The following is a 20,824-nucleotide window of genomic DNA, read 5'->3' as shown; positions in this document are numbered from 1 at the left end:
TGGAAGAGTCCGGAATTGGCACAAAGCGTCAGTTTGCGCGGTGCAAGGCCATGTCCGGAGTTGGGGGTAAAGCCGACCTGCCGGTTGAACGCCCGGACTTCTCAGTTTGACCCACATCGGACATCGTTTGAAAAGCCTCCTTAATTGTCCGAACGGTTCGGTCAATGTATGGTTTGCACACTTCAGCAAGAAGGAGACTGCCATGAGCGTCGCTAACCCGAAGACCTCCCTCAGCGTCCGCGATCAAGTCAGCAAGGATGAGTGGGAAGTACGCGTCAACCTTGCTGCAGCCTACCGCCTGGTCGCACTCTACGGCTGGGATGATCTCGTCTTTACCCACATCTCCGCTCGCGTGCCGGGACCCGAGCACCATTTCCTCATCAATCCATACGGCTGGATGTTCGAGGAGATTACCGCGTCTTCGCTGGTCAAAGTTGATCTTGAAGGCCGCAAGGTGATGCCCTCGGAATATGATATTAATCCCGCCGGCTTTACCATTCACAGCGCGGTGCACGCTGCGCGCCTGGACGCATTATGCGTGATGCACACTCATACGCCCAATGGTGTCGCGGTATCCGCGCAGAAGAACGGCCTACTGCCGATCTCGCAACAGTCGTTACGCGTGCTTTCTAGACTCGGCTATCACGACTACGAGGGCCTCGCGCTCAACGAGGACGAAAAACCGCGCCTCGTGCGCGATCTCGGCGATAAGAACTTCCTGATGCTGCGCAATCACGGCCTGCTCACCGCGGCCGCCTCGATCGCCGACGCATTCGCATTCATGTACTTTTTTGAAGCGAGCTGCATGATTCAGGTCCGCGCGCAATCCGGTGGCAGCGAGCTGATCCCTATCCCGCAGCCCGTTCTCGACGGCTTTCTGATGGCTGCGAATAAAGCCAGTCGTGGGGCCGGCCCCGGCGCACTGGCCTGGCCAGCACTCCTTCGCAAGCTGGATCGGCTGGACCCGTCATTTAGGGATTAGCTATTGCGTGTCGGTGGCCAGACGAAAGGCCATAGCCGCGGGTCTGGCCAAACCCTCGCCACTGACCGGACTAATCCGGCTTGCTGCGGTGTGTGAGTCCGAAACTGGCACCTTTGAGACATGTCGGCACACGGCAACGATGTCTGTTTATGAGGGTAGAGCGAAAGTCGTCGGTATACAACTAGACAGGCTGTCTCGCTGGAGGGATCATGCAGCGCGAGGAGAATTGGGGCGCCGACCGCCCTTGGGCAGGCCCCAAACGGCCGTCACCCAATGCGTCCGCAAGCAAAATACCTTTGGTACCTTGATGATCATCGGGCATTCGCAGGCTGGTAAATGGCGATAGCCCATCGCCTGCCAGTTCGCTCCAACTGGAGTGACGAAACATGGATCCATCGGTCACTGATTTCATCGCGAGGGAAGCGCGCTTTGGCGCCCGGAACTACGAACCGCTCGGCGTCGTTCTGTCGCGCGGCGAGGGCGTCTTTGTTTGGGATACGCAGGGCCATCGCTACCTCGATTGCCTCTCCGCCTATTCCGCGGTGAATCAGGGCCACTGCCATCCGAAGATCTTGGCCGCGATGGTGGAGCAGGCGGGCCGGCTGACACTGACGTCGCGCGCCTTTCACAACGACCAACTGGCCCCCTTTTACGAAGAGATCGCGGCGCTGACCGGCTCCCACAAGGTGCTGCCGATGAACAGCGGCGCCGAAGCGGTGGAGAGTGCGATCAAGTCGGTGCGCAAATGGGGCTATGAGGTGAAGGGGGTGCCGGACGGGCAGGCCGAGATCATCGTCTGCGCCGATAATTTTCACGGCCGCACCCTTGGCATCATCGGCTTCAGCACCGACCCGGCGGCACGTGACCATTTCGGACCCTTCGCGGCGGGCTTCAAGATCATCGCCTTCGGCGATGCCACGGCGCTGAAGGAGGCAATCACGCCAAACACGGTCGCCTTTTTGGTCGAACCGATTCAGGGAGAAGCGGGCGTCGTCATCCCACCGCCAGATTACTTTACAGCAGTGCGCCAACTCTGCACTGCGCACGACGTGATGCTGATTCTAGACGAGATCCAGACCGGGCTCGGCCGCACCGGCAAGCTGCTCGCGGAACAGCACGAGGGCATCGAGGCGGATGTCACGCTGCTCGGCAAGGCGTTGTCCGGCGGCTTTTACCCAGTGTCGGCCGTGCTTTCGAACAACGCGGTGCTCGGCACCCTGAAACCTGGCCAGCACGGGTCGACCTTCGGCGGCAATCCGCTGGCCTGTGCGGTGGCTCGGGCCGCGCTGCGCGTGCTGGTCGAGGAAGGGATGATCGAGAACGCAGCCGCCCAGGGCAGCCGCTTTCTCGATGGCCTGAGCAGCATCCGCAGCAACACGATCCGGGAAGTGCGCGGACGCGGGCTGATGCTGGCCGTCGAGCTTCAGCCGGAAGCAGGCGGTGCACGTCGCTACTGTCAGGCCCTGCAGGCCCGAGGCATCCTCGCCAAGGACACACATGGGCACACGATTCGCATCGCCCCGCCGCTCGTTATCTCCAGCGATCAGGTCGACTGGGCGCTGGAACAGATCGCCGCCACTTTGTGGCAGGATTTCTCGTGACTGCTGGCCAGCGCCGCCGATTGCCGTCGTTCTGTTGGTCTCAATAGACGCCCGCATGCCTCATCTTCTGGGTATACCGAAAACCCATTTTAGAACTCACGTGCGGATGCACGCGCTTACTGAGCTATTTCCCTTCCCCGAGCTACTGGTGTCGAGTGCTTGCTGATGGAGGGATACAGCTCGGCGATCTCTCGCGCGGGGGATCGCTGATGACGAAACCGTCGGTCCGATGCGAAGCTGGTTCGAAACAGTCCTTCGGCCTTTAGCCGGTTCAGCCGGTCTGCGCGAATTTGATCGTTGAGACGGGCCACTTTCCATCGTGGCCCCTGATCGAAATTCGTAGGCCGTGCAACTCGTCAAGCCAAACGTTCTCTACTGTCCCGGCCTTTCCATCAGTGAGTACTACGGCCTTGCCGACAAGCTCTGACCGGGCCTCATCGAGCGCGCCAAGGATTGTAAGTGCATGGAGTTTCGCCGTAGGCATGGTGCCTCCGAAATCAGGCCATGCGGGGGCTGCGGATCTCGTCGTCGACGCTCTGGACGCGCGCCCTCACTCTCGCTCCGACACAGGACCGGGTCATCAAGAGTTTAAGCTATAGCTTAGGCCGATGGTGCGGGAGCTTTATTGGCCTTAGGGGAGGGTTGCGGGGCACAACGCTATCGATCTAGGCTGTCACCCTTGCTCAATGGGAGATCGTCAGTGGCAACAGGTACTGTGAAGTGGTTTAACCCAACGAAGGGATATGGATTCATTCAACCCGACAACGGTGGCAAGGATGTCTTCGTGCACATCTCGGCAGTCGAAAAAGCGGGACTGAGTAGTCTCAATGAGGGTGCTAAGGTGAGCTACGAAGAAATGAGCAACCGTGGCAAGACGTCTGCCGAAAATCTGAGAGTCGGATAAAATCAATTTCCTAGGTGACAAAGCGAACAGACTCTTGTGGCTATTCTGACCTAAGGTGTTCGCTTCATCACGTTCGGAATGTTTGCGAATCGCCCGGCCAAAAGCCGGGCTTTTCGTTTGGGAAAGAAACGGCCCCAGCTGGGAGATGGACTGGGGTCGTCACTCCAATGCGCCAGGCGGGACTGCCGGCGCCATGACCTGATCGCTTGCTGTCAGATGTCCGGCTTGTTTGCGCCGACCGCTGGCCGAGATGGTGTTCGCTACGCGCGCTCCAAGCACATGGGCGACATTGGTGGTGCCAGTGCAATCTTCGGAAGCTCGCGCCTATCGACCGATCGGTCCTTCCATCTACAGCGTCCCTGCAAGTTCGTGGGCTAGTCGCCGATACCTCAAGCTTTAAGCATCATAAGAAAAGAGCCGAAACCTGCACCGCGAAATGGATCTTCCAAAGTGGTGGAAAGAAGGTAAGCGAAATCCAGCGCTTCAGCCGCCCCATCGCCCCAGCGGTTCCGCTTCGGTTGGAGGAGCAAACGAAAACACTGGAAGTGACGCATCACTGGCGTGAGGGCCGTGCACGGGCCGACTTTTGGGAGCGCGACCCGACTGAAACCAGCGCAGGGAAACTAGTCAGTCGATTGGCACGAGCCGTTCGTCCCACTGCGCCGCAAGGTTCTTGATCTGCTCGAAATTCAGGATCGCCGGTTCACCCTCGCGGACGATTGTTGTCCGCTTGCGTTCCTTGGGCAGCAACGTCATCGCGCGCAATACGGCCGCGCGCAGTTTCATCGAGCCGTGATTTGTCAGGGTGACGAACTCTTCGGGGTCAAGGGCCATGGGTCCACGCCTACACTACCGGCCGGCCCGCAAGCCGGCACACGCGCCCCGAATGCCCAACTGTCCAGATAATCCAACTTGGTTAATAGCTAGTTATCATTCGGCTCTGTCATTTTGAATTGGCGCGCGCGGTACGCCCGTACTTGCACCTCGACCCATGCGCCTCCCGATTTCAAATGGTTGGCTTAAAGGAGGCGGCTGCCGTCAAGCTCACAGCAGGGGTGTTCGCTCGTGCCTGCCACGGTAGCACCCAGTGAGCCATGGCAATCGCAATGGATCAGGCTACCGCTGTCAACCTGCCATCAGCATCCGGGTTTGCGCAAAGCAGACGCTTGCGAATGGCCTCTTCAACGAGCGCGAGCGCCTCCTTGGCTTGTCGCGCTTCGGCTTCAGCAACTTCGGCACGAAACTCTACGGCCGTCAACTTATCCTTCTGAGCTTCAATACAGGACCGGGCTTGTTCCAGCGCTCGGCACGCATGTTGCAGCTTACGTTCGGCGGTGACGATGAGTTCACGTTGTGCCCGCTCGGCGGCCTCCGCTCGCATTTCGGCAAGCCGCAACCTTTCTAAGGCGCTTGTGCAAAGCGACTGGGCACGGGCTTCGGTATCGCGGGCGTGCTTCTCCATACCGCGGAACACATCGGCCGCTTGATATACCAGATCGAGGGCCGTTGCTCCCTTGTCTGGTGCTAGCGGTGAGGGAAAGCTCACGACGTCCTCCTCCCCTCCAACTGACGCTCTGGAATTACGCTGCGCCATGTCGTTCAAGCTCGTCGCGAACACACACGAGCAGCATCATGAATAGCTATGGTTAACGGATGGTTAAACAGTTGTACGCCGTACCTGTGAAGCCCGAAGGCCTCACCACAGTCCGTCATTTGCTTGAAGATCAAAGCGTGACCGGCAGTGGTGAGGGGGCCCGGCGTATGTCGTCCGGAACCGTCGTACGCCGGACCTTCGTTGCAGCTTGCGGTTAGGCTGTGCTCGTGAATCTCAGAATGGTCTTGTTGGCATCGTCGCAGAGAGCATTTCCAAGGCGGACAGCTCTTCCGCAAGCCGCTTGGAAACAAACTCGCGTTCGAAGTCGGTCAGGCTGGTTTCTAACAGGTGGCGATAGCGCTGAATGTTGCCGCGACGCGTTCGAAGCCGAGCAAAATTCTCGTCAATCATTTTGTACTCCTAATTACCATTCGAAAATTGATGGCCGAAAAACTGAAGTCTCCTGTGCTCACCCTCCGTGGTCAAGTATGAATCGGGCCACCTCCCTGACGTAATGCTTCAGGGCTACAGCTTCGCGACGATGAAACGAAATGGCGCTCGGGCGCTCACACGGTTTTGCCACTTTATCCTGGCATGGTGATTCGGCGCTCGAAAGAGAGCATCTTGAGGAACGGCTCTGGCACATTAGCCCCCAGCCCCGCCAGAGCCGTTTCATCAGGCCCGCACTACGGAAGTCCGGCCGCACGTCAGCCCCGCGCGCTATGCAGCGATCTCGTTTTGCGATCGTCTTGGAAGTCATCACCACGGCGGCAATGGTCGCGCTCGTGCTGTACGTGCTATTCCCGCCCAACTAGCCATCGATGCCAGACGCCCGCGCTGCGTTGGGCGAACAAAACTCTACCTATCGGGTGGCTCTAGGCGAACAGCTCGGCGTCGGCCGCAGTGAAGATGACGAAGGTTCCAGATTCGTGCATCACTAGCCAACCCCGCTCAATGACGAGTTTCATGCCGGCGCCATATTCCGCCGGACTGCCGCCATCGCGAAACAGAAACGTCTCGTTGACCTTCTCAATGTGGATGCGGCCCTGCAGTACCTCGACGGCGTTGGCGATCTCGAGGATCCGGCGCGCCGCCTTTTCGGGCTCGGCGTAGGGGCGGGTGGCGGCGTATTTCATGCGGCGGCTTTGTCTTCCTTTTCTGCTCCTCGAGCGACGATCCTGATCGCATTGTCCGGCAAGGGCCGCTGCAGCGCCTTGGCCTCATCCCACGGCGCGCATCCTTTGGCGCGGGAAAGTCTGCCGTCTCCTAACATTTTGGTGTAGGCTACAGTCGGACAGAGGGAAGCGCGGCGATGCCTAAAGAGAATTGCGCTGCCAAGCAGCAACGGATCGGCGAGCGCCTGACGCGTGCGATGGCCAAGGCCCACATGGATCGCCGCGAGCTTGCCGAACTGACGGGCTACAGTGAGGCACAGATCGTGAGCTGGGAGCGCGGGCGCGCGCGGCTGTACCCGATCGAGCTGATAAAGCTGTGTCATGCGCTCGACGTGATGCCGGAGTGGCTGCTGTGCTGGGAGCGCCGCCTCCATTGATCAGCAGCGCCAGCGTTTTCCACCGTTATCCGCCATGCTGCAGCCCTGTCTTCCTTGTCCCCGCCGCGCATCACCGACGTGAGCGCATCGTCCGGCAACGGCCGCTGCAGCGCTTTGGCCTCATCCCACGGGGCGCGCGTCCAAACATCGCAACGGCGGTTACGGCTGGCTGGAGATCGAATGCTGCCGATGCAAGACACGAGCAAGCATGCCGCTGGATGCGATCCGCGGGGCGCTCGACACGCCGATCTGGAAGCTAGAGCGGTCGTTCCGATGCCGATCCTGCGGCGTGCCGTTACAAGCCGCCCGTTCGCACGATCAAGTTGACCGAGCAGGGGGAGATTGCGCCGTACAAGTGGGTGCATCCTGATGAAGAGCGTTGAGGCCGTGTCGTAACGAAAGCGGACCTCGGCGTCGGTGCTTTGCCTGTCCGCTAATGACCCCTGAACCGACCTCGCGCTGCTTTGGCTTAGGTGCAAAATTCAAGCCATCTTGGCCATTAGAATTGCAGAAAACGCAACAACACTCGATGTCGGTTCGGCGGGCTTTCAATCGTCTTTAAGCAGGGACTAGCGCCCTTTGTGCCACTCGCTGGAGATTGGCATCCCAACAGGTAAAGGAAAGAGTGATGAGCAAGATGATTTTTGTGAGCCTGCCGGTCACCGACCTCAAGGCGTCCATGGCTTTCTACGAAGCCATCGGTTTCAAGAACAATCCTCAGTTCACCGACGAGACGGCTGCGTGCATGGTGTGGAGTGAAGCGATCAACTTCATGCTGCTCACCCATGCCAAATGGCGCACCTTTACAAGCCGCCCCATCCCACCAAAAACGTCGAGCGAAGTGATGCTTGCTCTGTCGTGCGACAGCCGCGACGCTGTCGATGCGATGAACGGCGCAGCCGCCGCAAATGGCGGCACCGCCGACATCAATCCAATAGAAGACCATGGCTTCATGTACACCCGCGACCTCGCTGATCCCGACGGCCATGCTTTGGGAGCGATGTGGATGGACATGTCCGCGATTCCTTCGGGCGACAAGGTGGGCTGACCGAGCTCACCCGATCCGCCTCTCAAAAGACCTGCGGCCCGGTGTGCAGAAATCAACAATTCTGCACCGAAAATTCGATCCATCAGTTCTAACGGGTTAGCCCGTGCAGAAATTAGGTGTAAGTCGCCGCCATGTCGCATGTTGACACCTTTGAGACATGGCGACCGGCCCTGAGGATGTCCGTTTCCAGGGGAGGACCGGAATAGTGTTTAAACCCCGGCCAGCGGCCGCGCGGTTGGTTCGCATCTGATATCCTGCTCGCGAGGGCTAGCCCATACTCCCACTCAGCTACGCGTTAGGGCATATTGATGTGTTGCATGCGCAGACATTGAACCAAACGATCATCGTTCGTTTATCGCGGGAGCGATCATGAATAGGTGTCTTCTGGTGATCATTCTTGTGGCTCTCACCGGCGGGGCGGCGGCAGCGCAGGCTCCCACCAGAGAGGTGCTCATCGCTCGCGCGAAATCATTCGAACTCGATACGCCCTATGTGCCGCCGCCAGGCGATCCCTTGACGCATCATGCCGCCGGATTTGCGAAGGTAATGTGCTCAGCCGTGTTCCTGACCGGCCTGGCACCCGATTTCGCGGCCGAAAATGTTGGGTTTTTCACTGCGCCCTACGGGCTACGTGCAAAGTTCGGTAAGCCCGTGATCGATCGCGCCAACAAGGAGGTCTATGTCACGCTTCCTAGCGGCGTGACCCGTACCGCCAAATATCTCGGGAGCCAGGGGTGCGTCACGCTTCCGATCGGCCAGAGCGCCGTGAATTTCGAGCCGGTCGCCGTCAAGAGCCGTTTGCCCGATCCCGCGACCCAAGCGTGGCCCATGGGCGACATGCTGCCGCAGGAGCCGCTGCCGACAGAGATCGATGCGGGAAAACTCAAAGCTGCTGTGAATGCCGCATTCCAACCGGCCGAGGCATTGACCGCGGCGTTCGTCGTGACGTGGAAAGGCCGCCTCATCGCCGAGCGTTACGCGGAGGGTCTTACGTCGCAGACGCCGCTCGAAAGCTGGTCGATGGGCAAGAGCGTTACGGCAGCACTCCTTGGCATTCTAGTCAAAGACGGCGTCTATGATTTGGACCAGCCAGCACCGATTCCTGAATGGCAAACGCCCGGCGACGCGCGCGCCAAAATACGCGTCGCCGATCTCCTCCGCATGTCGAGCGGGCTTCGGATCAGGGCGCCCCAAGACCCGGACTACGACCCGACGGGGCCTTACCCGGATCACGTTTACCTTTATACCGGCGGTATCGATGCCTTTCACTACGCGGCGACACGGCCATTGCAATGGCCTCCCAACACGGTCGGACGCTATCGCAACACCGATCCGGTCCTGATCAACTACCTGATCCGGCTCGGTGTCGAAAAACGCGGCGAGGAGTATCTCTCATTTCCTCAGCGGGCGCTGTTCGACAAGCTCGGCATCCGTACCATGGTCATCGAAACTGATCCGTTCGGAAATTTTCTGGGGCAAGGTTATGAGGTGAGCTCCGGGCGCGATTGGGCGCGGCTTGGCAATCTCTTTCTTCAGGGGGGCGTTTGGGACGGTGAGCGCATTCTCCCTGAGGGCTACACCACATTCGTCAGCACGCTTGCGCCCGCCTGGGCCGCGGACAATCGGCCGATCTATGGAGCCTTTTTCTGGCTCAACGGCGACGGGCAATATCCAATCCCACGCGATGCCTATTACATGGCGGGCGCTGGCGGGCAGATCACGCTGATCATTCCCTCGCACGATCTCGTCGTCGCGCGTCTCGGGCACTATCGGGGCGCATCTTACGCCGATTCAGGCTTCAGCAAAGCGCTCGCGCTGTTGATCGAGGCGGTGCCACAAGCACAAAAGGCCCGGGCCCAAGAATTGGACAACAGAGGGCACAACGAGCGGGGAAAGTAAAAATTTAGAATCGCGCCAACGAGTCTATCGGTCCACCTGTTGGGAAATGAGACATGCCAATCATGCTGTCCCGACATCCGGTCATCAACGAGCCGGCTGATCTGGCGAAGCATCAGATCGTTTCAATGACGCATTTCGGTCAGGACTCCTGGAGCTTTCCGCCTGTGGAAAACTCTTCAGTGCCGAGGACGGTGCAGTTCACGCCAAGGCTCATGCTCAATATGGTGCGCGCGGCGGTGGCCTCGGCCGCGGAAGGCAACGGTGTCACCCGCCTGTTTTCCTATCACATTGCCGAGCAGATCCGGGACGGACGGCTGAAAATCCTGCTCGACAAGGACGAGCATCCGCCGTTGCCGGTGCACGTGCTCGCGCCACAAGGACGCTTCTCCGTGCCGAAGGTGCGCGCCTTCGTCGATTTCGCCGTGCCGCGCTTCAAGCGCTATTTCAAGCAGTTGTCGCGCGAGGCCAAGGGAAACGTAAAGGGAAGCGCCAGCGCCGAAACTATTCGTTCGCGCCGCGGAAGAGTGACTGCCGAATAGCGTGTATTCGCTACGATCCGCGATCGATCTAGCCTCCATGGTGTCACGAGGCGGCGGTGGTCGCCGTCTCAGCATCATGGAGGCCCTCATAGGTGGAGAGCAGAAAGTCGCGATCATCACCGACGCATCGCAGGGTATCGGCGAAGCCCTGGTCAAGGGATATCGGGACCGCAACTACCGCGTTGTCGCGAGTTCCCGTTCGATCAAGCCGTCGTCCGATCCGGACGTCGTGACGGTTGCCGGCGATGTCGCCGACCCCAAGACCGCGGAACGTATCGTGTCGCAGGCGCTCGAGCGCTTCGGCCGCATCGACACGGTCGTGAACAATGCCGGCATCTTCATCGCCAAGCCGTTCACCGACTACACGGACGAGGATTACTCCAACATCCTCAGCACCAATCTTAATGGCTTCTTCAACGTCACCCGACGCGCAGCCAGGGAAATGGAAAAGCAGGGCTCGGGTCACATCGTGCAGATCACGACCAGCCTCGTCGATCAGGGCAACAGCAGCGTGCCGTCGGTGCTGGCGTCGTTGACCAAGGGTGGATTGAACGCGGCAACCAAGTCTCTTGCGATCGAATACGCAAAGAAGGGTATCCGCGTGAACGCCGTGTCGCCCGGCATCATCAAGACGCCGATGCACGGACCGGAGACGCACAAATTCTTGGCGAACCTGTATCCGGTCGGACGGATGGGCGAAATGCGCGATATCGTCGATGCGGTGCTTTATCTCGAAGGCGCGGGCTTCGTGACCGGCGAGATCCTGCATGTCGACGGCGGACAGAGCGCCGGGCACTAGCAAAGGATCACCACCATGCCGATCATCACCATTCAGGTCACGCGAGGGTACCGCGCCTGGGGGCAACCTCCGTTACGCCAGAGCAGAAGGCGGCTCTGATCAAGGGAGCAAGCCAGTTGCTGCTCGATGTCCTCAACAAGCCGCTGGAAGGGACCTTTGTTGTCATCGAGGAGGTCGAGATGGAGAACTGGGGCTGGGGCGGTCTGCCAGTCGCCGAATATTGAGAGAAGCTCGCAAAGGCATCCGGCGCCTAGTGTTTTTCAATTTGTTTGCAGCCGGCGGACGGTAGCGCGCCGGCTGACATGCATTCCAGTCGCCGCCCGGGGGGCCTTCTGGAAGGCGATCTTTGCGTCTGAAACGCACCTAAACTCTTGGTCCATCTCCGCAAGTCATTGAAATTACGACAAATGCGACCGCCCTCCGAGCGCACCAAACGCAATAACCCATTGATGCGAAAAGCGTTTTCGCAATCCTTTATTCCCGCATTGTTACCCGCAGCAGGTGCTGCAATGCTGATCCGCTAATCTCCGTGTTTGATCTCGCAGCCGAGTGTCGCTCTCGTGGTTGTGGCAGCCCTCTTTGGACCAATGCTCCGCCAGGGAAAACTGCTGTTTGGTGACGAGAGGGCAGTGGCGTAGCCCAAAGTAGAAATCGGCGGGCTAGCAACATTAGTGAGCGCCCCGCTATCGCATCTTACACAACCATTCATCGCGGTCCGGCACCTTCGGCGCGGCTCTCGAGCACGCTCCTTTCGCTAGTTCGTCGAGGTCAACAATGGCTGAACTGTATCAAGTGCGCCCTCTCGTCTCACCTAACGGTCCAGCAGGCCTCGGGCATGAACAATATAGTTTGCTGATCTGGATCAATTTTGCCCTCCAAGTCGGAGCATTTCGATTGCCGCACACCTGCGGACGGCTTGGCGGGTCTGATTGCCCATTCCGCAACGCTGGATTGACATAGCTCAAACGATTCTCTCGCGCTCTCGTTAGGCTGCGGCCGCCCAAACAAAGGGGGCTGGACATGCAAGCGCGGGACGTGATGGTAGGTGGGGTTATCTCGGTTGGCCCCGATATCCCCGTTCAAATCGCGGCGAATGCGATGGTCAGCAGCTGCGTCAGCGCGCTGCCGGTCATCGATATCTACGCGAAGCTGGTCGGCATCGTTTCGGAGGGCGATCTGATCCGGCGCGTCGAGATCGGTACCGAACGGCGCCGTTCCGGGGAAGGCGAAACACTCATCTCAAGCGACGCGCTGGCGAAGGAGTTCGTCAAGTCGCGCGCCAAACGGGTAAGCGATGTGATGACGCGTGAGGTGATAACGGCGCAGCCGGAAACACCGTTGCGGGAAATCGCGAACCTGATGGAGAAGCACAGCATCAAGCGGGTGCCGATCGTTCGGGGCGAACTGGTGGTCGGTATCGTCAGCCGTGTGAACCTGTTGCAAGTCCTGGCACGCGCCAACTACAATACTGGTTGGGTTGAAAGCGACCGCGTGCTGCATCAACGCTTCGTCGACAGCATCAAGGATCAGCCGTGGGCGGGCAGACCCTTCAATATCATCGTCAATGACCGCTGCGCCGATCTCTGGGGATTTGTCTACAGCGTGGATGAGAAAACCGCCGTTCGCGTTGCGGCCGAGGCAACGCCCGGGATCGAGTCGGTATCGGATCATCTGGGCATCGCGCCGCAAACTTCCGGGACCTAACTGCCCCACCGCCGAAGCCCGGTACGGTCGGGGCTTTCTGCTCTTGAACATGCGACCGCTGAACGCCTCGGGGACTACTCCGGTCTCGCGGCAATTCAAATTTGATCATGGCAATATTTCACTCGATGTCTTCGAGCCGGATGGCCGGCTGCCCGCAAGCTGAAGAAGCTTGGCTTCACCCCGCAAAAAGCGCACGAGCTGCTCGGCATCGGCCGCAGCTCGGCCTTCAAGTATAGTATGCGTCCGGCGAGAGCGAGATCCCCAAGAGCCATTCAGGTCGAGTGCCGCCGGCTGCCGCTCACGTTCTTGCCGACGACCTCGCGAATAATCGTCAGGGTTTCTTTGGCGGCTTCCTCCGGCGGCAGAGCGGTATCTGCGACATTGCTCACCAACCTTGTGATGTCGTGATCGATCTTCTTCTGCGCCCAGACGTTGCCCTGTGCCACCGTTATGTAGACCGAATAGGCGTGATGCATCGTTCCAGGCCGTTCGCCGATGATGTGAAGGACACCTCTGAAACTGTTGGGGTTCGCGCGCTCGAAAAGCGTCTCGCCGATCCGGTAGCCGACACGGACCCGCCCGCTGGTGACCAGGATGTTCTTGTCGGCGACCGAGACGCCCGCCGCGCGAAGAAGCCGGCGCATTTCCAATAGGTACGGCTCCAGGTGCCCCTTGTCCATGATGGCGTTGGCGTTCAAACCATCCGAGATGACGATCTGAGCTTTCGGGACATTGTCGCCCCACGAATCCCGGAGCCTGACAATCGCAGCAAGGGACTCTGGATCCAATATTTCGCCAGTCGGCGGATGAGCGATGTAATCGTTTCTGTCCTTGGACTGCGTCCGGACCGGCAGGACATCCGGAACCGCATTGATGAATCCGGGCGTCAGCTCGGTCCAGAGGGATTTCTTGGCGTCGTCGTAGAGACTGTTGACCTTGGCCTGAAGCGCCGGGTTGAGATCCCAGATCTCCCGGCCGTGACCCGTCGCGAGATCGACACCTCTTTGTTCGACCTCGGTCGTCATGCGCCGGCCTTCCGCATACACCGCCTCCTTCGGCCTCGAGTCGCCCTTGGCCAGCCGGTATTGATAGTATACCCAGACAGGATCGCCATAGTTGCTGGTGTAATTGTTGGCGTCATCGACAATCCCGATCCGCTTGTAGAAGTCCCACATCGCGTCGTTCACTTTGAACCCGAATTTCTTCCGCAGCCTTACGTGGTCTTGGAACGACGTTGTGAGGTAGCCCAGCATCGGATCATTCTTGGTAGGCAGCGCGATGAGATACACCGGGCTGGCCGGCATAATCTGATCCTGGCACCAATCCAGGTCTTCCAAGGTCACCGCCATGTGCAGCGTCGAGCAGATGTCCAGGCCGATGGTCAGACCGTGCAGCTTCCCCATGACGATGTCTTCGAGGCAGCATCGAACCAGCTGCTCACGGCTCCTGAAGACCTCGGGCCCTATGAACCCTGCGACATCGTTGATGTGTAGCCAGGCGCCGCTCGGTTGCACCTTCGCGAGCTCCTGCCCGACGGCGCGGCTGAAGCCATACTTCCGGGATTCGAGGATCATCATGTCGACGCCGTTCGCGGCGCCGTTGGTGAACTCGGATCCTTGTCCCGTCTCGAAATAGAGCCCGTAACGCTCGCCGGTCTTGGACTTTGCGTAGTTCAGGATCTTCTCGACGGTGATGTCGAAGGTCTTGTTGCAGTCATCGGTGCCCGCGAGGCTCTGAAACATCGTGGCGACCGTGCCAGGGTTGCTCTCAGCGACTGCCGCCTGGACATCGATATGGGCGAGCACGCACCACGGGACAGTGTCCTGAAGTCCGAAGGTGTCGACGATATCCTTGAGCGCGTGTTCCACGGCGGCGACGCTTTTCACCGTGCTGTCGACCGGGTTGGTACCGATGACAATGTCACCGGTTGCATAGGCGAAGGCGTTGAAGACCTGCCAGATAACGTCTTCTGGATGATCCGTCGGTGAGTTGGGTTGGATGCGGGCGCCCATATACCCCTGGGCGCCCATCTTCGTTCCTGGGAGGACGTTGAAGATCTTTTGGCCGACGATGATCAGCTCCTCGTTGCTCATCAGCTTCGGGACACAACCGATCACGTCGCTATTCAGGCCGTTCATGACGTCCTTGATCTGGTCCTCTGATCCGGTCAGGAGGAACTGCTTCAACCGGCCCATGGTCCAGTCCTGAACCTTTGCGTACCGGTCCTTGTCTGTGGTCTGCCAGATCAGTCTCTGCAGATCGTCCACGTGAAGCGGATGCTCATGAATATCGCGGATCCTGGTATTCACCAGCAGGGTGCGGGCATTCTTGCGAGAAGCCTCGTCCTTGGCGCCGACGCCAATCGCCTGATCGCCCTCCTTGAAGTCATTCGCGGCGCCGATGATCTGTTGGTAGAGGGATTGATCGAATTTGCCCTTGACCCGGCTGACATGGGCGAAGACGTCCTCGCTCGGCTTGACCTCCTCGATGGCGATGGCGCTTCTGTCCGACGCGGCCTTCGCGACAGTGCTGTAGCCTGCCGCAATGGCTCCGGAAGCAGCGCCCATTATCGCGATGACATCCCTCCTCGAGAGCCCCTGGTACCCTTCGGACCGTGCTTGGCTGCGCATGTTATCTCACCCCGGGTGGAGAGCCGCCGCCACATGTCCGCAGATGCGTGGGTGGCGGTCGGCCGGGATGGACCCAGACGGGCCCTATCTCGCCTAAATTTTCATAACCACACGACCGTCGATCTTGTTGTCGCGCATGCGGCCGAAGATGCTGTTGATGTCTTCCAGCCGCTCGGTCGAGTAGTGGACCTTCACCTTGCCTTCGCCGGCGAACTGCAGGCACTCGGCGAGATCAAGTCGCGTCCCCACAATCGATCCTCGAATGGTCTTGCGCATCAGAACGGTGTTAAAGATGTCCAGTTCGAAAGAACCCGGTGGAAGGCCAACGAGAGCCATGGTGCCCCCCTTGCCGAGCATTCCGAGAGCTTGGCTGAACGCTTTGGGTGAGACGGCGGTCACGAGCACGCCTCGCGCCCCGCCACAGAGCTTGTTCACCTCGGCCACCGCATCGGTCGTCATGGCGTTGACCGCCGCGTCGGCGCCCATCTTGCGGGCCAGGGACAGCTTCTCGTCCGAGATATCGACGGCGATGACCCCGAGGCCCATGGCCTTCGCATACTGGACGGCGACGTGGCCGAGTCCCCCGATGCCGGAAATGACCACCGTATCGCCGGGCTTGGCCTCAGTCTCCTTCAGCCCCTTGTAGACGGTCACACCGGCGCAGAGGATCGGAGCGGCTGGTTCGAAGTCCAGGCCGTTCGGCAAGTGGCCCACATAGTTCGGATCAGCGATGGCGTATTCCGCGAAGCCGCCATTGACGGAATAGCCCGTGTTCTGCTGCGAGTCACACAGGGTTTCCCAAGCAGCGAGGCAATGCCTGCAATGACCGCATGCCGTGTGCAGCCAGGGCACGCCGACCCGGTCGCCTTCCTTCACTGCGGTTACGCCCCCGCCCACGGCAGAGACAGTACCGACGCCTTCATGACCGGGAATGAAGGGCGGGTTGGGCTTGACCGGCCAGTCGCCATCTGCGGCATGCAGGTCTGTATGACAGACACCGCACGCTTCGATCTTCACGAGGATCTGGCCCCGTCCAACCTCGGGGACCGGCACCTCTTCGATTGACAGCGGCTCCTTGAACTTACGCACCATCGCCGCCTTCATCGTCGTTGCCATGGCGTCCTCCCTGATCCAGACGTTGATTTCGGATTTCGATAAGATGTCCGGTGTCTCGCCCCCTCTCGTTGCCTTGATGATCGCTTGACGTCACCCGGTCGGATTCAACCACTATGCACCGGCTGCACCAATGTCGCAGCCGCACATGCTGATTTAGGTCGCACCGCCGACGGTTATCCAGATTAACCGTTCTTAGTGACCGTTCCCCGAGCGCGCCCGGCAACCCTTGATCCAGATCAAAGTAGTCATTCGGTTGCGGGATGACCGTCGCGCGCGCGGACCAAGAGCCGGCGGTCCGCTGCGCGGGAAGATTGATGCTGGCGAGAAGACTAGCTGCAAGGCGGCCCCGATGAAGGTCCCAATCAAGCGCCCAAAAGAGGTCCTCGCCTATCGATTTTTCGCAGAGATCGTCGAGCTTGGCCGCGCTGCTATGTAGCGGGCCTGTTCGACGTGCCCAACACCGAGCCTCCGGTGCCTGCATTGGTGCCGGTCGGGCGTCGCTGTGAAGAGGAGAGGCAATGATGGCAAGCACGCTTTCCAATAAGGAGCGGGGATTGATGGATGCGTACTGGCGGGCGGCCAACTACCTGTCGGTCGGCCAAATCTATCTCTACGACAATCCGCTGCTCAAGCAATCGCTCACTAAGGATCACATCAAGCCGAGGCTTCTCGGCCACTGGGGAACGACGCCAGGCCTGAACTTCATCTACGTTCACCTCAACCGGGTGATCAAGAAGCACGACCTCGACGCGATCTACATCACCGGCCCCGGGCATGGTGGTCCCGGCCTGGTCGCGAATGCTTACCTCGAAGGGACTTACAGCGAGGTCTATCCGAACATTTCTCTCGATGAAGGGGGAATGAAGCGCCTGTTCACCCAATTCTCTTTTCCGGGCGGTATCCCGAGCCACGTTGCACCGGAGACGCCCGGCTCAATTCACGAAGGCGGCGAACTCGGCTACGCCCTCTCGCATGCCTACGGAGCGGTTTTCGACAACCCGGACTTGATCGCAGCCTGTGTGGTCGGCGACGGCGAAGCGGAGACAGGACCACTGGCAACGAGCTGGCATTCCAACAAGTTCCTGAACCCGGCGACCGACGGGGTGGTTTTGCCGATACTGCACTTGAACGGCTACAAGATTGCTAATCCCTGCATTCTTGCCCGCATCAGCCACGAGGAGCTGGATCAGTTATTCCGCGGTTACGGTTACACGCCGTATTTCGTCGAGGGGAATGAGCCGGAAAAAATGCACGAGCTGATGGCGACGACCATGGATAAGGTCGTCGGAGAAATTCAGCGCATCAAATCGGCTGCGCGTCGAGATGGTTTTAGGGAACGCCCCCGCTGGCCGATGATCGTGCTCCGCACACCCAAGGGCTGGACCTGTCCGAAAGAGATCGATGGCAAGCGCACCGAGGACTACTGGCGGTCGCACCAGGTCCCGATGGGCGAGATGCACGGGAACGAGGCCCACGTACGCCTCCTCGAAGCGTGGATGAAGAGCTACCGACCTGCAGAGCTGTTCGATGACATCGGCCGGCTCCGCCCCGAATTGGCCGACCTTGCGCCTCGAGGCACCCGTCGCATGAGCGCCAATCCGCACGGCAATGGCGGGTTGCTCCTGCGCGATCTGCGGCTGCCAAACTTCCGCGATTATGCTGTCGACGTGACCGCACCCGGCGCCGTAACCGCCGAATCTACCCGGGTCATGGGCCGGTTCCTGCGCGATGTAATGAAGCTAAATATGGAGGCACGAAATTTCCGGCTCTTCAGTCCGGACGAGAACAACTCGAACCGCTGGCAGGATGCACTCGAGGTCACCAATCGTGCCTGGGCCGCAAACACCTATCCCTGGGATGATCATCTGGCGCCCGACGGGAGGGTCATGGAGATGCTCAGCGAGCACCAATGCCAGGGCTGGCTCGAGGGCTATCTCCTGACCGGCCGGCACGGCTTTTTCTCTTGCTATGAAGCGTTCATCCACATCATCGATTCGATGTTCAATCAGCACGCCAAGTGGCTGAAGGTTTGCAATCACATTCCATGGCGACGGCCCATTGGCTCGCTGAACTACCTATTGTCGAGCCACGTCTGGCGCCAGGATCACAATGGCTTTAGCCATCAAGACCCGGGGTTCATTGACCACGTCATCAACAAGAAAGCTGAGGTCATCCGCGTCTATCTGCCGCCTGACGCCAATTGCTTGCTATCGGTCACCGACCATTGTCTGCGCAGCCGAAACTACGTCAACGTCGTCGTCGCAGGGAAGCAGCCTGCTCCTCAGTGGTTGACAATGGACGAGGCGGTCAAGCACTGCGAAGCCGGATTGGGTATTTGGGAGTGGGCCAGCAACGACTACGGTAGCGAGCCAGATGTCGTGATGGCTTGCTGTGGCGACGTGCCAACGCTGGAGACGCTCGCCGCTGTCGACCTTCTTCGAAGGTACGCGCCCGATCTAAAGGTCCGCGTCATCAATGTCGTTAATCTGATGAAGCTGCAGCCCCCGAGCGAGCATCCGCACGGTCTGTCCGATCACGATTTCGACGCGCTGTTCACGACCGACAAGCCGATCATCTTTGCCTTCCATGGCTACCCGTGGCTGGTTCACAGACTGACCTACCGGCGCACGGGCCACGACAACCTGCATGTGCGCGGCTACAAGGAAGAGGGCACCACCACGACACCGTTCGACATGTGCGTGCTCAACGATCTCGATCGCTTCCACCTCGTAAGCGACGTAATCGATCGCGTGCCGAAGCTCGGATCGCGGGCTGCCTATGCCAAGCAGGCCATCCGCGACAAGCTCATCGACCACAAGGCGTTCATCGCCCGGTATGGCGACGATATGCCGGAGATCACCGGCTGGAGGTGGGGGCAGGAGGCGGCTTCTACGGGCGTTCGCTCGACCGAGGCCGACAACATCTAAACCTGCTGGCGGAGCCGAACGTGAACGTGTTCGCGATTAGACATGGCGAGACCGCGTGGAGCCTCAACGGGCAGCACACCGGCAAGACGGACGTTCCGTTGACTGACAACGGTCGCCGGCTTGCGGCGCGGATGCGGCCGGTGCTCGCCGCCAACCCATTTGGCCTTGTTCTCTGCAGCCCGATGCGGCGGGCGCGAGAGACCTGCGAGTTGGCAGGCCTTGGCGATAGAGCCATCATTGACTCCGATTTGGTCGAATGGAACTACGGCAAGTACGAGGGATTGACGCCCAAGCAGATCGACGAGGTGGCGCCGGGCTGGTTGATCTTCCGGGATGGGTGCCCTGGCGGCGAGGCGCCGAAACAAGTTAGTGCGCGAGTAGACCGGGTGATAGCCCGCTCGCGCGACGTTTCCGGCGACACCGCGCTGTTCGCGCACGGACACCTGTTGCGCGTATTTGCGGCCCGCTGGATCGGATTGCCCGCGCGTGGCGGCCAGCACTTTCTGCTGAACACGGGCACCCTGTGCGTGCTCGGCTACTACCACGAAATACCGGCTGTTCGGATTTGGAACAGGCCTCTCCTCGACGAGGCTACGTGATGTCGGGCGATCAGAAGGCTGGAACACTATTGACCGGGAGCTTGAACAGTAAGGCTGCGATCCAGTCCTGTGGCAGCAACCCGGTGAATTGCTGAGGGCACACGAGCGGTTCAGGTGGGGCTGCAGCCGAGTGAGGATGTCCTTTGGTAAACCGGAGGGAGACCATGCGGCAGCACAGTAGGCGCGTCGGCCGCGAACAGTATGACGCCGTCCTCTTTGATCTCGACGGTGTGGTAACGGACACCGCCGGCCTCCACGCGAAGTGTTGGAAACAGATGTTCGACGAATATCTTCAGAAGCGTGCGAGGCAAAGAGGGGAAGCGTTTCGCCCCTTCGATCTCACCACAGACTACCGGCTGTACGTGGACGGCAAGCCTCGTTTCGACGGCGTTCGAGACTTTCTGAGCTCACGCGGTATCCAGCTTCCCGAAGGAAACCCTGACGATCCCGCAGAGGTCGAGACAGTGTGCGGACTCGGCAACCGTAAGAACGACCTGATCAACCAGATTATAGCGGATGTGGGCGTAGAACCCTACGAGGGAACCGTGCAATTCATCCATCAGCTTCGCCGCAATGGGTTCAAAATTGCCGTTGTCACCTCAAGTCAAAACTGCACGGCAGTGCTCAAGGCCGTAAAGCTAGACGAGTTCTTCGAGGTGCGGGTCGATGGCAACACGATCCAAGCGCAACGCCTTGCCGGGAAGCCCGCCCCGGATACGTTTTTGATTGCGGCAAGGCTACTGGGGGTCGAACCGATACGAACGGTTGTCATCGAGGATGCCATCTCGGGAGTGCAGGCCGGCATTAGTGGGAAATTCGGGCTTGTAATCGGTATCGCGCGCAAGGGGAATTTCGAGGAACTGAAGCATCATGGCGCTCATCTGGTAGTCGAAGATTTGGCCGAACTGCTGGACTGACCAACGCCTCGCG

General features: G+C 59.7%; 19 protein-coding genes and 3 pseudogenes. 13 read left to right on the top strand and 9 right to left on the bottom strand.

From position 1 onward, the window contains the following. Positions 1 to 202: 202 nt before the first annotated feature. Positions 203 to 982 carry a class II aldolase/adducin family protein gene (locus JQ624_RS33585; protein WP_212423179.1) on the top strand — a complete coding sequence of 260 codons (780 nt, stop codon included), beginning with the start codon at positions 203 to 205 and terminating at the stop codon, positions 980 to 982. A gap of 386 nt (positions 983 to 1,368) precedes the next feature. Continuing rightward, positions 1,369 to 2,583, top strand: a complete 1,215-nt coding sequence (gene rocD / locus JQ624_RS33580) for an ornithine--oxo-acid transaminase (RefSeq protein WP_212423178.1) — start codon at positions 1,369 to 1,371, stop codon at positions 2,581 to 2,583. Positions 2,584 to 2,854: 271 nt separating this feature from the next. On the opposite strand, the gene JQ624_RS38925 is transcribed toward rocD, so the two are convergent. Continuing rightward, the gene (locus JQ624_RS38925) at positions 2,855 to 3,067 is read right to left on the bottom strand and encodes a PRC-barrel domain-containing protein (protein ID WP_249130269.1); all 213 of its coding nucleotides are present in this window, start codon (positions 3,065 to 3,067) and stop codon (positions 2,855 to 2,857) included. Between the two features lie 216 nt (positions 3,068 to 3,283). On the opposite strand from JQ624_RS38925, the gene JQ624_RS33575 reads away from it, so the two are divergent. Then, entirely contained in the window at positions 3,284 to 3,487 is a 204-nt protein-coding gene (locus JQ624_RS33575; RefSeq protein WP_212423177.1) for a cold-shock protein, read from the top strand. A gap of 627 nt (positions 3,488 to 4,114) precedes the next feature. On the opposite strand, the gene JQ624_RS33570 is transcribed toward JQ624_RS33575, so the two are convergent. From JQ624_RS33570 to JQ624_RS38920, 5 genes and pseudogenes are all read right to left on the bottom strand, one after another. Next, a complete protein-coding gene (locus JQ624_RS33570) occupies positions 4,115 to 4,321 on the bottom strand; it encodes a hypothetical protein (RefSeq protein ID WP_212423176.1) in 207 nt (68 codons plus the stop codon). Between the two features lie 277 nt (positions 4,322 to 4,598). Then, on the bottom strand, positions 4,599 to 5,033 hold the full coding sequence (locus JQ624_RS33565) for a hypothetical protein (protein WP_312014533.1): 435 nt from the start codon (positions 5,031 to 5,033) through the stop codon (positions 4,599 to 4,601). A 282-nt stretch (positions 5,034 to 5,315) separates the two neighbouring features. Beyond that, positions 5,316 to 5,492, bottom strand: coding sequence for a hypothetical protein (locus JQ624_RS33560; RefSeq protein WP_212423174.1), 177 nt, complete (start codon positions 5,490 to 5,492; stop codon positions 5,316 to 5,318). A gap of 464 nt (positions 5,493 to 5,956) precedes the next feature. Continuing rightward, positions 5,957 to 6,217 (bottom strand): hypothetical protein, encoded by a 261-nt coding sequence (locus tag JQ624_RS33555; RefSeq protein WP_212423173.1) that lies wholly within the window; start codon positions 6,215 to 6,217, stop codon positions 5,957 to 5,959. Continuing rightward, positions 6,214 to 6,315, bottom strand: a pseudogene (locus tag JQ624_RS38920) (SOS response-associated peptidase); the annotation flags it as partial. The pseudogene JQ624_RS38920 and the gene JQ624_RS33555, both read right to left, overlap by 4 nt. A gap of 78 nt (positions 6,316 to 6,393) precedes the next feature. Here JQ624_RS38920 and JQ624_RS33550 point away from each other — a divergent pair. Further along, positions 6,394 to 6,633 (top strand): helix-turn-helix domain-containing protein, encoded by a 240-nt coding sequence (locus JQ624_RS33550; protein ID WP_212423172.1) that lies wholly within the window; start codon positions 6,394 to 6,396, stop codon positions 6,631 to 6,633. On the opposite strand, the pseudogene JQ624_RS38915 reads toward JQ624_RS33550, so the two are convergent. Then, a pseudogene (locus JQ624_RS38915) lies at positions 6,576 to 6,782 on the bottom strand (hypothetical protein); the annotation flags it as partial. The gene JQ624_RS33550 and the pseudogene JQ624_RS38915 sit on opposite strands and share 58 nt — an antisense overlap. A 479-nt stretch (positions 6,783 to 7,261) precedes the next feature. On the opposite strand from JQ624_RS38915, the gene JQ624_RS33545 reads away from it, so the two are divergent. The 6 genes and pseudogenes from JQ624_RS33545 (at position 7,262) to JQ624_RS33520 (ending at position 12,622) form a co-directional block, all read left to right on the top strand. Continuing rightward, positions 7,262 to 7,681 (top strand): VOC family protein, encoded by a 420-nt coding sequence (locus JQ624_RS33545; RefSeq protein WP_212423171.1) that lies wholly within the window; start codon positions 7,262 to 7,264, stop codon positions 7,679 to 7,681. Positions 7,682 to 8,068: 387 nt separating this feature from the next. Beyond that, complete coding sequence (locus JQ624_RS33540) at positions 8,069 to 9,580, top strand: serine hydrolase (RefSeq protein ID WP_212423170.1); 1,512 nt, start codon at positions 8,069 to 8,071, stop codon at positions 9,578 to 9,580. 56 nt (positions 9,581 to 9,636) lie between these two features. After that, positions 9,637 to 10,119, top strand: a pseudogene (locus JQ624_RS33535) (LysR substrate-binding domain-containing protein); the annotation flags it as partial. Positions 10,120 to 10,207: 88 nt separating this feature from the next. After that, a complete protein-coding gene (locus JQ624_RS33530; protein ID WP_212423184.1) occupies positions 10,208 to 10,918 on the top strand; it encodes an SDR family NAD(P)-dependent oxidoreductase in 711 nt (236 codons plus the stop codon). A 116-nt stretch (positions 10,919 to 11,034) separates the two neighbouring features. Next, complete coding sequence (locus JQ624_RS39815; RefSeq protein ID WP_409334404.1) at positions 11,035 to 11,142, top strand: tautomerase family protein; 108 nt, start codon at positions 11,035 to 11,037, stop codon at positions 11,140 to 11,142. Between the two features lie 796 nt (positions 11,143 to 11,938). Continuing rightward, positions 11,939 to 12,622 (top strand): CBS domain-containing protein, encoded by a 684-nt coding sequence (locus JQ624_RS33520; protein ID WP_212423168.1) that lies wholly within the window; start codon positions 11,939 to 11,941, stop codon positions 12,620 to 12,622. Positions 12,623 to 12,894: 272 nt separating this feature from the next. Here JQ624_RS33520 and eutB read toward each other — a convergent pair whose 3' ends face one another. Both eutB and adhP read right to left on the bottom strand, forming a co-directional pair. After that, entirely contained in the window at positions 12,895 to 15,189 is a 2,295-nt protein-coding gene (gene eutB / locus JQ624_RS33515) for an ethanolamine ammonia-lyase subunit EutB (protein WP_212423167.1), read from the bottom strand. A gap of 156 nt (positions 15,190 to 15,345) precedes the next feature. Beyond that, positions 15,346 to 16,368: an alcohol dehydrogenase AdhP gene (adhP, locus tag JQ624_RS33510; RefSeq protein ID WP_212423166.1), complete on the bottom strand. Its 1,023-nt coding sequence runs from the start codon at positions 16,366 to 16,368 to the stop codon at positions 15,346 to 15,348. Positions 16,369 to 16,886: 518 nt separating this feature from the next. Here adhP and JQ624_RS33505 point away from each other — a divergent pair. The 3 genes from JQ624_RS33505 (at position 16,887) to JQ624_RS33495 (ending at position 20,811) form a co-directional block, all read left to right on the top strand. Further along, positions 16,887 to 19,295, top strand: a complete 2,409-nt coding sequence (locus tag JQ624_RS33505; protein ID WP_212423165.1) for a phosphoketolase — start codon at positions 16,887 to 16,889, stop codon at positions 19,293 to 19,295. 20 nt (positions 19,296 to 19,315) lie between these two features. Further along, positions 19,316 to 19,894, top strand: a complete 579-nt coding sequence (locus JQ624_RS33500; protein ID WP_212423164.1) for a histidine phosphatase family protein — start codon at positions 19,316 to 19,318, stop codon at positions 19,892 to 19,894. Positions 19,895 to 20,058: 164 nt separating this feature from the next. Next, entirely contained in the window at positions 20,059 to 20,811 is a 753-nt protein-coding gene (locus JQ624_RS33495) for an HAD family phosphatase (protein ID WP_212423163.1), read from the top strand. Positions 20,812 to 20,824: the final 13 nt, after the last annotated feature.

The sequence above is a fragment of the Bradyrhizobium sp. AUGA SZCCT0283 genome, from assembly GCF_018130385.1.
Taxonomy (GTDB): domain Bacteria; phylum Pseudomonadota; class Alphaproteobacteria; order Rhizobiales; family Xanthobacteraceae; genus Bradyrhizobium.
This window is presented reverse-complemented; position numbering and strand designations above follow the sequence as displayed.

What these genes read in the sequence shown, in the direction of transcription:
- JQ624_RS33585 (WP_212423179.1), top strand. Translation starts at nt 203, where the DNA reads ATGAGCGTCGCTAACCCGAAGACCTCCCTCAGCGTCCGCGATCAAGTC.
- rocD (WP_212423178.1), top strand. Translation starts at nt 1,369, where the DNA reads ATGGATCCATCGGTCACTGATTTCATCGCGAGGGAAGCGCGCTTTGGC.
- JQ624_RS38925 (WP_249130269.1), bottom strand. Translation starts at nt 3,067, where the DNA reads ATGCCTACGGCGAAACTCCATGCACTTACAATCCTTGGCGCGCTCGAT.
- JQ624_RS33570 (WP_212423176.1), bottom strand. Translation starts at nt 4,321, where the DNA reads ATGGCCCTTGACCCCGAAGAGTTCGTCACCCTGACAAATCACGGCTCG.
- JQ624_RS33560 (WP_212423174.1), bottom strand. Translation starts at nt 5,492, where the DNA reads ATGATTGACGAGAATTTTGCTCGGCTTCGAACGCGTCGCGGCAACATT.
- JQ624_RS33555 (WP_212423173.1), bottom strand. Translation starts at nt 6,217, where the DNA reads ATGAAATACGCCGCCACCCGCCCCTACGCCGAGCCCGAAAAGGCGGCG.
- JQ624_RS33550 (WP_212423172.1), top strand. Translation starts at nt 6,394, where the DNA reads ATGCCTAAAGAGAATTGCGCTGCCAAGCAGCAACGGATCGGCGAGCGC.
- JQ624_RS33545 (WP_212423171.1), top strand. Translation starts at nt 7,262, where the DNA reads ATGAGCAAGATGATTTTTGTGAGCCTGCCGGTCACCGACCTCAAGGCG.
- JQ624_RS33520 (WP_212423168.1), top strand. Translation starts at nt 11,939, where the DNA reads ATGCAAGCGCGGGACGTGATGGTAGGTGGGGTTATCTCGGTTGGCCCC.
- eutB (WP_212423167.1), bottom strand. Translation starts at nt 15,189, where the DNA reads ATGGGCGCTGCTTCCGGAGCCATTGCGGCAGGCTACAGCACTGTCGCG.
- adhP (WP_212423166.1), bottom strand. Translation starts at nt 16,368, where the DNA reads ATGGCAACGACGATGAAGGCGGCGATGGTGCGTAAGTTCAAGGAGCCG.
- JQ624_RS33505 (WP_212423165.1), top strand. Translation starts at nt 16,887, where the DNA reads ATGATGGCAAGCACGCTTTCCAATAAGGAGCGGGGATTGATGGATGCG.
- JQ624_RS33495 (WP_212423163.1), top strand. Translation starts at nt 20,059, where the DNA reads ATGCGGCAGCACAGTAGGCGCGTCGGCCGCGAACAGTATGACGCCGTC.